The sequence below is a fragment of the Micromonospora sp. NPDC047521 genome, assembly GCF_055587305.1.
Genome location: NZ_JBVJGN010000001.1, coordinates 665,578 through 679,449, shown reverse-complemented (window position 1 = coordinate 679,449; position 13,872 = coordinate 665,578). Strand labels below are relative to the sequence as shown.

The window sequence follows — 13,872 nt, the reverse complement described above, 5'->3', positions numbered from 1 at the left end:
GTCGGCGCAGACGGACACCGGCGCCGCGCGGAGTCAACTCCGCGTGGCGCCGGCGCCACCTCACCCCCCACCACAAGGGGCCGGTAGCCCAGTCGCCCGTTGGCGCGGGGCACGACGGACGACCAGGTCGAGAACGGGTTACCCGCTCAGCGGCGTTCCAACCAGGCGGCGGCGTCAACTCCGAGCAGATGGCCGGAGCCCTGCCCGGTGAGCGTGTCGCTGGCGACGACCGGCTGGCCGTACCCGTCGATCAGGACCGGCGCTCCGCTGAGGTTGACCACGCAGGTCAGCACCGCTTGGCCGTTGGCGCGGGAGAAGGCGAGCACGCCGGGGCCGGTCTCCAGCCAGGTGACCCCACCGGCGTCGGCGGCGAGCGCCGGATGGTCGCGGCGGATCCGCAGCGCGGTCCGGTACAGCTCCAGCGTCGAGCCGGGCACGCCGGTCTGCGCGGCGACGGACAGCGCCCGCCAGGTGGCGGGGGCGGGCAGCCAGCTCAACTCGCTGCCGGCCGGGCCGAAGCCGTACGGCGCCAGCTCGCCGGTCCACGGGATGGGCACCCGACAGCCGTCGCGGCTCTCGCCGGTGCGCAGGAACGCCGGGTCCTGGCGCAGTTCGTCGGGCAGGTCGAGCACCTCGGGAAGGCCCAGCTCCTCACCCTGGTAGAGGTAGGCGCAGCCGGGCAGGGCGAGCATCAGCAGGCTGGCCGCGCGGGCCCGGCGTAGACCCTCGGCCCCGTCGCCGTAGCGGGTGACGTGGCGCTGCTTGTCGTGGTTGGACAGCACCCAGGTGGTGGGTGCGCCGACCACTGTCGCCTCGGCCAGCGCGGTGTCGATCACCTTGCGGAACGAGTCGGCCGACCAGGTGGCGTCGAGGAAGTCGAAGCTGAACGCCTGGTGCAGCTCGTCCGGGCCGATGTAGCGGGCGAGCCGCTGCGGGGTCTCGGCCCACGCCTCGGCCACCGCCATCCGCCCGCCGGGGTAGCTGTCCAGGATGGGCCGCCAGGCGCGGTAGATCTCGTGCACCTCGTCCTGGTCGAAGTAGGGCAGGCGGCCCTTGCCGAGCAGCTCGACCTGACGCTGGCCGGTGGTCATCGTGCTGAAGCCGACGTCCGGCAGCCCTTCGGCCTTGATCATGCCGTGGGCGACGTCGATGCGGAAGCCGTCCACGCCCCGGTCGAGCCAGAACCGCAGCACGTCCTCGAACTCGGTGCGGACCTCCTGATGACGCCAGTTGAGGTCCGGCTGGGCGGAGTCGAACAGGTGCAGGTACCACTGGCCGTCGGCGACGCGGGTCCAGGCCGGGCCGCCGAAGATGCTCTCCCAGTCGTTCGGCGGCAGCTCGCCCCGCTCGCCCCGACCGTCGGCGAACAGGTAGCGGGCCCGCTCCGGTGAGCCCGGGCCGGCGGCGAGGGCGTCGACGAACCAGCGGTGCGCGCTGGACGTGTGGTTGGGCACCAGGTCGACGATGATCCGCAGACCGAGGGCGTGCGCGTCGGCGATCATCGCGTCGAAGTCGGCGAGCGTACCGAACATCGGGTCGACGTCGCGGTAGTCGGCGACGTCGTATCCGCCGTCGACCATGGGGGACGTGTAGAACGGGGTCAACCAGAGCGCGTCCACCCCGAGGTCGTGCAGGTACGGCAGGCGTTGCCGGATCCCCTGGAGGTCGCCGACGCCGTCGCCGTCACTGTCGGCGAAGCTGCGGACGTACACCTGGTAGACGACCGCGGCGCGCCACCAGTCGTCGGCGGGGTGGGTCGGGGTGGCGGTGCTTGCGGTCATGGGTTGACGTTCCCCGTCTGTCTCGTGCTCGGGCGCGACTGTCTGAGCAATATGCCGGCCGCGCCCTGCAAGAGTCAAGCAGATCTTGCGTAAGGGAATCGCACGGCAGCCGGGGCGACAGCCGTCGAGCCGCGCACCACCAGCTCCGGGCGGAACAGGTACTCCGAGTGCGGGGCGCCGTGCCCGTTGATCTCGTCCACCAGGGCCCGGACCGCCGCGACAGCCATCGCGGTCACCGGCTGGCGCATGGTGGTCAGCGGCGGGTCGGTGAAGGCCATCAACGGCGAGTCGTCGTACCCGAGCACGGAGAGGTCACCCGGAACGGTCAGGCCGCGCTGCCGGGCCGCCCGGACCGCGCCGAGCGCCATCAGGTCCGAACCGCAGACCACCGCGGTGACGCCACGGTCGAGCAGGCGGCCGGCAGCCGCCTCGCCACCCTCCACACCGAACAGTGACAGCTCGGCGAGCGGGCCCAGGTCGGCCTCTGCCACGCCGGCCAGCCGCGTCATCGCCGCACGCCAACCGGCCACCTTGCGCCGCACCGGTACGAACCGGTCCGGGCCGGTGATCAGGCCGATCCGCCGGTGGCCGAGTGCGACGAGGTGAGCCACGGCCAGTTCGGCTGCCTCGCGGTCGTCGCAGGAGACGAAGGGCGCGCCGATGCCCGGCACGTACCCGTTGATCATCACGACCGGCAGCGGGCGGGCGATCAGCGCCCGGTAGCGGTCGTGGTTGGCGGCGGTGTCGGCGTGCAGGCCGGAGACGAAGACGATGCCGGAGACCTGCCGGTCCAGCAGCATCTCCACGTACTCGTCCTCGGTGACGCCACCTGCGGTCTGGGTGCAGAGCACAGGTGTGAACCCACTCTGCGCCAGGGTCGACTCGATGACCTGGGCGAAGGCCGGGAAGATCGGGTTGTCCAGCTCCGGCACCACCAGGCCGACCAGCCCGGCGCTGCGTTTGCGCAGCCGGGCCGGGCGCTCGTAGCCGAGCACGTCGAGGGCGGTGAGGACGGCCTGGCGGGTCTCCGGGGCCACGCCGGGGCGGTCGTTGAGCACCCGCGACACCGTGGCCTCGCTGACTTCGGCCTGCTGGGCGATGTCGGACAGTCGAGCGCGCATGGCGGCACTTTAGCCCACCGGCAAGTTCTTGCGGGGCACTCTGCAAGCGCTTCCATTATCTGCAACGTCTTGCTAACGTCCCCGCAACATACGCAAGCTGCGGCGCAGCACGTCGGCGCCGGGTGGCAAGAAATTCCAGCATTCCACGGCGGGCCGCCCTTCCCCCGGGCGGACCCGCCATGACGACAGGAGTACCGATGCGCATCCGTACCGCGGGTGTGGTCGCCCTCTTCGCCCTGGCGCTCGCCGCCTCCGGCTGTGGCGACAGCGACGAGCCGGCCGCGAAGCAGTCCCCCAAGGCCGCCGGCGGCAAACTGGTCATCTGGGCGGACGACAAGCGGACCGCGGCCCTCAAGCCGTTCGCCGAGAAGTTCGGCCAGGAGAACGGCGTCACCGTCGAGGTCCAGGCCGTCCCGAACGAGGACCTCCAGAACAACTTCGTGACCGTGTCCAGCCAGGGCGGTGGCCCGGACGTGGTGATCGGCGCTCACGACTGGATCGGCAACCTGGTCCAGAACGGTGCCATCGACCCGGTGCAGCTGCCCGACGAGCAGAAGGCCGCCTTCAACGAGACCGCCATCAAGGCCGTCACCTTCAACGGCCAGCTCTACGGCGTGCCGTACGCGCAGGAGAACCTGGCGCTGATCCGCAACACCGAGCTGGCCCCCGAGGCGCCGAAGACCATCGAGGACCTGGTCGCCACCGGCAAGCAGCTCAAGGCGCAGAAGAAGGTCACCGAGACGCTGTGCCTCCAGGTCGGCCAGAAGGGCGACGCGTACCACATCTACCCGCTGTACGCCTCGGCCGGCGGTTACCTCTTCGGCACCACCGCGAACGGCGACTACGACCCGAAGGACCTGGGCGTGGGCAAGCCGGAGTCGATCGAGGCGTTCAAGAAGATCGCCGCGCTCGGCGAGAAGGGCGAGGGCGTGCTGAAGCGCTCGATCGCCGACACCAACTCGACCGCCACCTTCACCGGCAAGAAGTGCGCGTACCTGGTCTCCGGCCCGTGGGCGGTCGCCGACGTCAAGAAGGCCGGCATCACGTACGACGTCTCCGCCGTTCCCGGCTTCGCCGGCGGCAAGGCGGCCGCGCCGTTCGTGGGCGTGCAGTCCTTCTACGTGGCTGCCAAGGGCAAGAACAAGGCTCTCGCCCAGGAGTTCGTCGTCAACTACGTCGCCAAGCCGGAGCTGGCCGTGGCGCTCTACCAGGCCGACCCGCGCCCGCCAGCGCTGACCGCCGCGCTGGACCAGGTCAAGGGCAGCGACCCGGACCTGGCCAAGTTCATCGAGGCGGGTAAGGACGGCCAGGTGCTCCCGGCCATCCCGGCCATGGCCGCGATCTGGGACCCCTTCGGTAAGGCCGAGGCCGCCGTCATCGGCGGCGCCGACCCGGCCAGCACGGTCACCGCGGCCGGCAAGACGATCGCCGGCTCGATCAAGTAATGAGCACACCGTTGTCCGGCCCGGGGTCTGCCCAGCAGGCCCCGGGCCGGGGGCCCGTGGGCACCGGGTCCCCGCGCACGTCCCGTTCCGCGCGGAACCACGCGCCGATCACCGCGGCCGGCCTCGCCGCGAAGGTGGTCCTGCTCGGCCTGGTGGCCGGCATCGCGATCTGGGCGGCCTTCCCGCTCGTGGAGGCCGAGAAGTGGGTCTGGTTGGCGGTGCTGGTGCTGACCACCGGTGCGCTGTTCTACCTGTACCTGGGTCGTCGCCACGTGCCGGCGAAATACCTCGTACCGGGCACGCTCTTCCTGATCGCGTTCCAGGTCGTGCCTGTGCTCTACACCGCGAGCACGGCATTCACCAACTTCGGCGACGGCCACCGCGGCAGCAAGGACGACGCGATCGTCGCGATCCAGAGTTCCTCGGTCAAGCAGGTCCCGGGCTCCGCCCAGTTCCCGATGTCCGTGGCAACCAAGGGTGACCCCGCCACCGGCGCCCTGGTCTTCCTGGTCACCGACCCGCAGACCAACACGGTCTCCGTCGGCGACACCCGGGGCCTGCGCCCGCTCGACGCCGGCGCGGTCACTGTCGCCCCCGGCGGGAAGGTCACCGCCGCCGACGGCTACACAGTGCTGACCATCGGCCAGGCCAGCGCCCGCAGCAAGGACATCACCGACCTGGTGGTGCCGACCGCCGGCGGCGCGCTGCGCTCCTCCGGCCTGTCCCGGGTGTACGAGGGCAAAGCCGTGCGGGCGTACGACGCGGGCTGTGACTGTGTCTCCGACAGCGACAGCGGTAAGACCTGGACGGCGGACGGCGAGGTCGGCGCGTTTGTCGCCGCCGACGGTGAACGCCTGGCCCAGGGCTGGAAGGTGGACGTCGGGCTGTCCAACTTCACCCGCGTGCTCACCGACGAGCGGATCTCCGGGCCGTTCCTCGCCACGCTGATCTGGAACTTCGCCTTCGCGATCGGTTCCACCGGCGGCACGTTCATCCTCGGCATGCTTATCGCGCTCGCGCTGCACTCGCCCCGGATGCGGGGCACCAACCTCTACCGGATGTTGCTGATCCTGCCGTACGCCATGCCGTCCTTCGCGATGCTGCTGGTCTGGCGGGACATGTTCAACACGGACTTCGGGCTGATCAACAACCTGTTCGGGTTGGGCATCGACTGGTTCGGGCAGGACTGGTCGGCCCGCGCCGCCGTGATCCTGGTGCAGCTCTGGCTCGGCTACCCGTACATGTTCCTGGTGGCCACCGGCGCGCTCCAGGCCATCCCGCGGGAGCTGACCGAGGCCACCTCGGTCGACGGGGCGTCACCCTGGCAGTCGTTCCGGGCTGTCACCCTGCCGCTGCTGCTTGTCGCGCTCTCACCGCTGCTGATCTCGTCGTTCGCGTTCAACTTCAACAACTTCAACGCGATCTACCTGACCACCGAGGGCGCGCCGTTCCCGGCGGACAACCCCACCAACGGCGCCACCGACCTGCTGATCACCTACACCTACCGGCTGGCGTTCGGTGGGCAGGCCGCGCAGTTCGGCTTCGCCGCGGCGATCTCGCTGTTCATCTTCGCCATCGTCGCGGTGGTCTCGGCGGTCAGCTTCCGGCGGACCCGCCAACAGGAGGAGGTGTACTCGTGACCACACTCACCGGCGCGGGCCGCCCGACGGCGGTCGGCCGTACCGCGGGGAGGCGGAGGAACCGCTGGTTCGCCCAGGTCGGCTGGCGGCACCTGGTCGGCCTGCTCGGCGTGCTGTTCAGTCTCTTCCCGCTCGTGTTCGTCGTCTCGGCGGCGCTCAACCCGCTCGGCACCCTCTCCTCGACCGAGTTGGTGCCGACCGGCGGGGTGTCGTTCGGGAACTTCGGGGACCTGTTCGCGCGAACCGGGTTCGCCAACTGGTTCCTGAACTCGCTTCTCATCGCCGGGGGCGCCTCGTTCGCCTCGGTCCTGCTCTCCGCGCTCGCGGCGTACGCCTTCTCCCGGATGCGGTTCCAGGGGCGACGGGTGGGGTTGCTGTCGCTGCTGTTGATCCAGATGTTTCCGCAGTTCCTGGCGATCGTGGCGATCTTCCTGATCTTCGGCACGATCACGGACCTGTGGCCGGCGATCGGCTTCAACACCCCGTGGGGACTGCTGCTGCTCTACATGGGTGGCGCGCTGGGCGTGAACACCTGGCTGATGAAGGGCTTCTTCGACACGTTGCCCCGGGAGTTGGACGAGTCGGCAACCATGGACGGCGCCTCGCACGCACAGGTCTTCTTCCGGATCCTGCTGCCGCTGGTGGCGCCGATCCTCGCGGTGACCGGGCTGCTCGCCTTCATCAACACCATCAACGAGTTCCTGATGGCGAGCGTCTTCCTCACCGACACCGACGCGAAGACCCTCGCGGTCGGCATGCGGGGCATGTTGCAGGGCGGCGAGCGGAACACCAACTTCGGGATCTTCGCCGCTGGCACCCTGCTCACCGCGATCCCCACGGTGCTGGTGTTCCAGTTCCTCCAGCGCTTCATCGTCTCCGGCCTCACCAGCGGCGCCGTCAAGGGATGAGCCGACGACGCGCCGACCTGCCGACCCCACTACTACAAACTGTCGTTGATAGGGGAGGATGGGCGGCGTGGAAGCACTGAGACTGATTCTCCTCTATGTCCATCTGGTCGGCTTCGCTCTGCTGCTCGGCGGCGCGATCGCCCAGTACGTCACCGGCAAGCTGCGGATCAACGCCGCCATGCTCTGGGGCGCGGTGATCCAGTTGCTCACCGGCATCGGGCTCTCCGCGCCTCTGCGCGGCGGCGGTGACGCCGAGCCCGACCCGGCGAAACTTGTGACGAAGTTGGTCATCGCGCTGCTGATCTTCGTCATGGTCTTCTTCTCCCGGAAGCGGGACGTGGTCAACCGCGGCCACTTCCTCGCGATCGTCGGCCTGACCCTGGTCAACGCGGCGGTGGCGGTCTTCTGGCGGTAGCGTCCGGGCGGGGGGTCAGTCCTCCGCGAACCGGACGTTCGGGACGCCCCGGCGCTCACCTACCAGCACTAACAGTGATTTGTCCCACCCAAGGGTTACACCCGGGTAACAGGCGCTCAACAGTCGTGCACGATTGTCGGCCGGTGGGTGGGCGCGGGCGTACGCTCCCGTCCGTAACGTGGGACAGCCGGCGGCACACCCGCAGGTCGGCTGATGGGCTGCCACCGCACTAGGCGCGGTGTGCAATGGGAAGGAGACGTCTTGCGCTCGGTGCGTGGGATGCGGATCGCCTCGATCTTCGCGGCGGGTGGGCTTCTGCTCACGGCCGCCGCTTGTGGCGAGGCCCCCGATGATGACAACAACGCCGGCAGTGGCGCCAAGAAGTTCAGCGCCTGCATGGTGACCGACGTCGGCGGCATCGACGACAAGTCGTTCAACACCTCGGCCTGGAAGGGTCTGCAGGAGGCCAAGGCCGCCAACGACAACATCGACATCAAGTACGTCGCGTCGAAGGCCGAGGCCGACTACGAGCCGAACCTGACGCAGTACGTCAACCAGAAGTGCGACTTCATCCTGGCCGTCGGTGGCCTGATGGGCGACGCCACCTCGAAGATCGCCAAGGCGAACCCGAACCAGCAGTTCGGCATCGTCGACGCGAACCCGGGTGACGCGAACGTCTACCCGATGCAGTTCGACACCGCCCAGGCCGCGTTCCAGGCCGGCTACCTCGCCGCCGGGATGAGCAAGACCGGCAAGGTGGGCACCTACGGCGGCCTGCCGATCCCGCCCGTGACCATCTTCATGGACGGCTTCGTCGACGGCGTGGCGCACTACAACAAGACCAAGGGCAAGAACGTCCAGGCGCTGGGTTGGAACAAGGAGACCCAGAAGGGCTCCTTCACCAACGACTTCGCCAAGCAGGACGAGGGCAAGAAGGTCTCCGACGCGCTGGTCGCCCAGGGCGCGGACATCATCATGCCGGTCGCCGGCGGCTCCGGCCTCGGCACCACCGCCGCGGCCAAGGCCTCGGGCGGCAAGTACAGCACCATCTGGGTGGACGTCGACGGCTGCGAGAGCACCCCGGACTGCTCGGCGATCGTCACCACGGTCGTCAAGAACATCCCGGAGGCCGTCAAGGAGGCCGTGCTGAAGGCCGCCGGTGGCGAGAAGCTGGAGGCCAAGCCGGGCTTCGTGGGCACCCTGGCCAACACCGGCGTCTCGATCGCCCCGTACCACGACTTCGACAGCAAGGTTCCGGCCGAGCTGAAGGCCGAGGTCGACAAGATCAAGGCGGACATCGCCGCCGGCACCATCACCGTCACCTCGAAGGCTCAGCCGACCAAGTGACGCCCGGCCGATCCGTCCGGTGAGATCATCGGACGGTCGGCGGGAAACAGGCAGGACCGACCGGCCGCTCTGGCCCTGCGGGGTGACCCGTGGGGTCGGGGCGGCCGATCGCGCACCAACGGTGGCCGGGCCGGTCGGGCCGGGTTGACGGCAGCTACGCTGCACCATCGCTCGCACTCCAGGAGGTTGCGCTGAGACTCGAACTGCGCGGCATCACCAAACGGTTCGGTGATCTGGTCGCCAACGACCACATCGATCTGACGGTGGAGCCTGGAGAGATCCATGCCCTGCTCGGCGAGAACGGCGCGGGCAAGTCGACACTGATGAACGTGCTCTACGGGCTCTACCAGCCCGACGAGGGCGAGATCCTGGTCGACGGCGCGCCGCTGAAGCTGAAGGGCCCCTCCGACGCGATCGCGGCCGGGATCGGCATGGTGCACCAGCACTTCATGCTGGTGCCCGTGTTCACCGTGGCCGAGAACATCATGCTCGGCGCCGAGCAGGTAAAGGGCGGCATCGCCGGCTTCCTGGACCGGCGACGCGCCCGGCGCGAGGTCACCGAGGTGTCCGAGCGCTACAACCTGCGGGTCGACCCGGACGCGGTGATCGAGGACCTGCCGGTCGGCATCCAGCAGCGCGTGGAGATCGTCAAGGCGCTGACGCGGGACGTCGACCTGCTCATCCTGGACGAGCCGACGGCGGTGCTCACCCCGCAGGAGACCGAGGAACTGCTGACCGTCATGCGGTCGCTCAAGGCGGCGGGCAAGTCGATCGTCTTCATCACCCACAAGCTCGGCGAGGTCAAGGCCATCGCCGACCGGATCACGGTGATCCGGCGCGGGAAGACAGTCGGCACCGCCTCGCCGGAGGCCAGCCGGGACGAGCTGGCCGCGCTGATGGTCGGCCGCAACGTCCGGCTCACCGTGGACAAGTCCCCGGCCACGCCTGGTGAGCCGGTGCTGGAGGTCGAGGGGCTCGTCGTCGACGACGACAGGCAGATCCGCGCCGTCGACGGGGTGGACCTGACCGTCCGCGCGGGCGAGGTGCTCGGCGTGGCGGGCGTACAGGGCAACGGTCAGACCGAGCTGATCGAGGCGATCATGGGCCTGCGCCCGGTGCTGGCCGGCACGGTCAGCCTGGCCGGCGACCGCATCGACGGCTGGAAGACGAAGAAGGTGCTCCGCGCGGGCGTCGGCTACGTGCCCGAGGACCGCAGCGTCGACGGCCTGGTCAAGGAGTTCAGCGTCGCGGAGAACCTCGTGCTGGACATCTACGACCGCCCGCCGTTCGGCAGCGGGCTCGCGCTCAAGCCTGACGCGATCGCCTCGTCGGCCAAGGAACGGATCGAGCAGTTCGACGTCCGTACCTCATCGGCGGAGGCGCCGGTGGGCACCCTCTCCGGCGGCAACCAGCAGAAGGTGATCGTGGCCCGGGAGCTGTCCCGGCCGCTGAAGCTCTTCATCGCCGCCCAACCGACCCGCGGCGTCGACGTCGGGTCCATCGAGTTCATCCACAGCCGGATCATCCACGAGCGGGACGTCGGAACCGCCGTCATGGTGGTCTCCAGCGAGCTGGACGAGGTGATCGGGCTCGCCGACCGGATCGCGGTGATGTACCGCGGCCGGATCATCGGCATCGTCGGCCCGGACACCCCGCGCGAGGAGATCGGCCTGCTGATGGCCGGCATCAGCCCGGACGCCGCCCACGAGCACGGCACGGACGCCGAGCCGACCGACGGCGCGGCCACCGACGGGAGCCCGGCGAGCGACGCGGGCTCCGCGAACGAGGACGAGGCATGAGCGACCCCACCCCGCAGTCCGGCTCGCCGGACAAGGAACCGGCGAGCGAGGCGCAGGCCGCGCAGAACGCGCTCGGCAACACCGAACAGGCCGAGTCGGCGACCGAGCCGACCCGCCAGGCGTCGTCGAAGCCCGACCCGGAGGCGGAACCGAAGCCGTCCCTGGGCCGGTTGTTCCTGGACAACCTCTGGGCCGCCAACACGTTCACTGTGACCCTGCTGTCGTTGGTGCTGGCGATCGTTGTCGGCGCGGTGCTGATGATCGTTTCCGATCCGGACGTGCTGCACACGTACACCTACATCACCGCCCGCCCGAGCGACGCGCTCAACGCGAGCTGGACGCTTGTCAGCGAGGCGTACGCGAACCTGTTCAAGGGTTCGGTCTTCGACCCGGAGGCGTTCTCCGGCTGGTTGAACGGCAGCAACGGCTGGCAGGCCGTGCTGGCGCCGATCTCCGAGACACTCACCTACACCGCGCCGCTGGTCTTCACCGGTCTGGCGGTCGCGCTGGCCTTCCGCGGTGGCCTGTTCAACATCGGCGCGCAGGGTCAGGCGACGATCGGCGTGATCCTGGCGGCGGTGGCCGGTTTCCTGCTGCCCCTGCCGCCTGGCCTGCACCTGCTGGTGGCAGTGCTCGCCGGCGCCCTCGGTGGTGCGCTCTGGGGATTCATCCCGGGCATCCTCAAGGCGCGCGCCGGCGCGCACGAGGTGATCAACACGATCATGCTCAACTACGTCGCCACGTACTTCCTGACCTGGCTGATCGTGCAGAACGGCGTGCAGGACCCGAACCGTACCGACGCGATCAGCAGGGCCGTGGACAGCTCCGCCCAACTGCCCCGACTGCTCGGCGACAACCTGCGGGTGCACGCAGGCATCCTGCTCGCCGTCGTGGCCACCTGGGCGGTCGCCTGGCTGCTCAACCGCTCGACGCTCGGCTTCGAGCTGCGCGCGGTGGGCGCCAACCCGGACGCCGCCCGTACCGCTGGCATCAGCGTCACCCGGACGTACATCCTGATCATGGTGTTCTCCGGGATCCTGGCCGGCCTGGGCGGCTCGAACATGGTGCTCGGCTCCACCGCCAGCGCCCTGACGCCGCTTGTCGTCGCGCAGATCGGCTTCGACGGCATCCTCGTGGCGCTGCTCGGCCGGGTGAAGCCGTGGGGCGTGCTGCTGGCCGCGCTGCTGTTCGGCGCGCTCCAGGCCGGCGGCAACCGGATGCAGTCGTACTCGGGGATCTCCCTGGAGTTGGTGACAGTGCTCCAGGCGCTGATCGTCATCTTCATCGCCGCGCCGGCCCTGGTGAAGGCGATCTTCCAGCTCCGGGCCGCACGCGCCGCCCGGTTGCAGACGAGCCTGGCGAAGGGCTGGTAACTCATGTCCACCATGGCTGTCCCCGACGTCGCGGTCGCCCCGGTCGACGAGGGCTTCTGGACCCGTAGCCGCAAGGTCGGCCTCACGCTGTTGGCGCTCGGTCTGCTGGCGGCGGTGCTCTTCGGAGCCCTCGCCACCGACCAGCAGGCCCGGTTCACGCTCAGCGACGACGCCGCCGGTACCGCACTGGAGATCAACGGCACCATCGGGGCGATCCTGTTCGGGATCATCGCGATCGCCGCCGGCGCGGCGCTGCTCGCCGGAGTGCCGAAGCGGTGGTTCCTGCCCGTGCTCGCCGTCGGGCTGGTCGGCTTCGTGCTCTCCTTCCTCTGCTGGCAGGTCTCCGCGGCTCCGGCCGGGCAGAACTTCATGCCGCTTGTCAACATCATCCGGGGCACCTTCATCCTGGCCCTGCCGTTGATCTTCGGTGCGCTCGCCGGGGTGCTCTGCGAGCGCTCCGGTGTGGTCAACGTGGCGATCGAGGGCCAGCTGCTGATGGGCGCGTTCAGTGGCGCGCTGTTCGGCAGTCTCTCCGGAAACGTGTGGGTGGGCCTGGTCGCCGCCGCGATCGGCGGCGCGTTCATCTCGCTGCTGCTCGCCGTCTTCGCCATCCGCTACCTGGTCGACCAGGTCGTCATGGGCATCGTGCTGAACCTGCTGGCGGTCGGCGTCACAGGCTTCCTCTACGAGCGGCTGATGCAGACCGACGCGGACAAATACAACAGCGCGCCCCGCTTCAGCAACTGGGAGATCCCGCTGCTCAAGGACATCCCGGTGCTCGGGCCGGCGCTGTTCCGCGGCAACATCTTCCTCTACCTCGGCCTGCTGCTGGTCCTGGTGATCCACATCGGGCTGTTCCGCACCCGGTGGGGGCTGCGTACCCGCTCGGTCGGCGAACACCCGACCGCCGCCGACACCCTCGGCGTCAAGGTGCTGCGGGTGCGCTACCGCAACGTGCTGCTGGCGGGCGTGGTCGCCGGCATCGGCGGCGCGTCGTACACCCTGGCGCTCTACTCGTTCACCAAGAACATGATCGGCGGCAAGGGGTTCATCGCGCTGGCCGCGCTGATCTTCGGCCGATGGAACCCGACCGGGGCGCTGCTCGCCGCGCTCTTCTTCGGCTTCGCCGACCAGCTCGCCACCTACCTGGGTGCCATCAACAGCTCGATCCCCAGCCAGTTCCTGGCCATGCTGCCCTACCTGGCGACCATCCTCGCGGTCGCCGGGCTGGTCGGCCGGGTCCGGGCGCCAGCCGCCGACGGCAAGCCCTACATCAAGGGCTGACGCGTGAGCTGTGCCCGGCGGGACTCCCGTCGGGCACAGCGAGGTCGGCGCCGTTCATCACGACTTCGCCGGCCTTCCGCCACCGGGGTTCGGGCTGCTGGCGGGTGCCGACTCGACACGGAACGCCGGGTAGCGTGCCGCGATCGCCGCGAACTCGGTCAGCGGCGCGTGCCGGTCGACGGGGATGTGCGGCCTGGCTCCGGGGACCTTCGCCAGATAGCGCTTGAGGATCGGCGCGCGCTCGTCGACCGACACCTCGACCAGCTGGCAGACCCGGGATCGCCCGTGCTGAATGGTCACCAGGCCGCCTGCCGCACGGACGTTCCGGACCCAGTTGCAGTCCTCGCCCAGCATCGGCACCAGATACCAGTCGCCCTGCCAGTCGGCCATACCCAGCGGGAACCGGGTGATCCGACCGGTACGCCGCCCCACGACCTCGAGCGTGACCCAGCGCCTCGGGTGCAGACCCGCACTGTAGACAGCCGCCCAGAACCGGGCGAACCGGCGGGCAGCGGTATTACCGCGGCCCCCCGCGTACATCCGACGAAGAGTGTCCTCGGACAACGGCCAGCTCCCCAACTTCGCCATCACGTCTCCCCCCCCCCGGGCGGCCCGTCTCCAATGCTCCGGATTCAGGGTTGGCCATCGCGAGCGGAAGATGCAGGGTCGAACGTCCTCTTCCTCCGAGGCGGTCACCCCCGCGACCGGGGCTGTCGACTTGCCGCCGACCACCGCTGCCGGGCAGGGCCGACCTGTCGG

The 13,872-nt window shown here is 69.6% G+C and carries 11 protein-coding genes; 8 read left to right on the top strand and 3 right to left on the bottom strand.

Annotated features, from left to right (window positions below):
* Positions 1-146: 146 nt before the first annotated feature.
* Positions 147-1,781 (bottom strand): glycoside hydrolase family 13 protein, encoded by a 1,635-nt coding sequence (locus tag ACZ6N8_RS03200; RefSeq protein WP_466007130.1) that lies wholly within the window; start codon positions 1,779-1,781, stop codon positions 147-149.
* A gap of 74 nt (positions 1,782-1,855) precedes the next feature.
* Positions 1,856-2,902 carry a LacI family DNA-binding transcriptional regulator gene (locus tag ACZ6N8_RS03195; protein WP_364368295.1) on the bottom strand — a complete coding sequence of 349 codons (1,047 nt, stop codon included), beginning with the start codon at positions 2,900-2,902 and terminating at the stop codon, positions 1,856-1,858.
* Between the two features lie 197 nt (positions 2,903-3,099).
* Here ACZ6N8_RS03195 and ACZ6N8_RS03190 point away from each other — a divergent pair, with 197 nt between their 5' ends.
* The 8 genes from ACZ6N8_RS03190 to ACZ6N8_RS03155 all read left to right on the top strand — a co-directional run bounded on the left by ACZ6N8_RS03190 (position 3,100) and on the right by ACZ6N8_RS03155 (position 13,113).
* Positions 3,100-4,347 carry a sugar ABC transporter substrate-binding protein gene (locus ACZ6N8_RS03190; RefSeq protein WP_466007128.1) on the top strand — a complete coding sequence of 416 codons (1,248 nt, stop codon included), beginning with the start codon at positions 3,100-3,102 and terminating at the stop codon, positions 4,345-4,347.
* Positions 4,347-5,987: an ABC transporter permease subunit gene (locus tag ACZ6N8_RS03185; RefSeq protein ID WP_466007126.1), complete on the top strand. Its 1,641-nt coding sequence runs from the start codon at positions 4,347-4,349 to the stop codon at positions 5,985-5,987. The genes ACZ6N8_RS03190 and ACZ6N8_RS03185 overlap by 1 nt, the downstream gene beginning before the upstream one ends.
* Entirely contained in the window at positions 5,984-6,895 is a 912-nt protein-coding gene (locus ACZ6N8_RS03180) for a sugar ABC transporter permease (RefSeq protein WP_466007124.1), read from the top strand. The genes ACZ6N8_RS03185 and ACZ6N8_RS03180 overlap by 4 nt, the downstream gene beginning before the upstream one ends.
* Before the next feature lie 67 nt (positions 6,896-6,962).
* Positions 6,963-7,310 (top strand): hypothetical protein, encoded by a 348-nt coding sequence (locus ACZ6N8_RS03175; RefSeq protein WP_387111581.1) that lies wholly within the window; start codon positions 6,963-6,965, stop codon positions 7,308-7,310.
* Positions 7,311-7,589: 279 nt separating this feature from the next.
* Positions 7,590-8,657 carry a BMP family lipoprotein gene (locus tag ACZ6N8_RS03170; RefSeq protein ID WP_466007305.1) on the top strand — a complete coding sequence of 356 codons (1,068 nt, stop codon included), beginning with the start codon at positions 7,590-7,592 and terminating at the stop codon, positions 8,655-8,657.
* 191 nt (positions 8,658-8,848) lie between these two features.
* On the top strand, positions 8,849-10,456 hold the full coding sequence (locus ACZ6N8_RS03165) for an ABC transporter ATP-binding protein (protein WP_466007304.1): 1,608 nt from the start codon (positions 8,849-8,851) through the stop codon (positions 10,454-10,456).
* A complete protein-coding gene (locus ACZ6N8_RS03160; RefSeq protein ID WP_466007122.1) occupies positions 10,453-11,829 on the top strand; it encodes an ABC transporter permease in 1,377 nt (458 codons plus the stop codon). Before ACZ6N8_RS03165 ends, ACZ6N8_RS03160 begins: the two co-directional genes overlap by 4 nt.
* A 3-nt stretch (positions 11,830-11,832) precedes the next feature.
* Positions 11,833-13,113 carry an ABC transporter permease gene (locus ACZ6N8_RS03155; RefSeq protein ID WP_387111586.1) on the top strand — a complete coding sequence of 427 codons (1,281 nt, stop codon included), beginning with the start codon at positions 11,833-11,835 and terminating at the stop codon, positions 13,111-13,113.
* 57 nt (positions 13,114-13,170) lie between these two features.
* Here the strand turns inward: ACZ6N8_RS03155 and ACZ6N8_RS03150 are convergent, their stop codons facing one another.
* Positions 13,171-13,653 (bottom strand): nitroreductase/quinone reductase family protein, encoded by a 483-nt coding sequence (locus ACZ6N8_RS03150; protein ID WP_466007302.1) that lies wholly within the window; start codon positions 13,651-13,653, stop codon positions 13,171-13,173.
* Positions 13,654-13,872 lie beyond the last annotated feature (219 nt).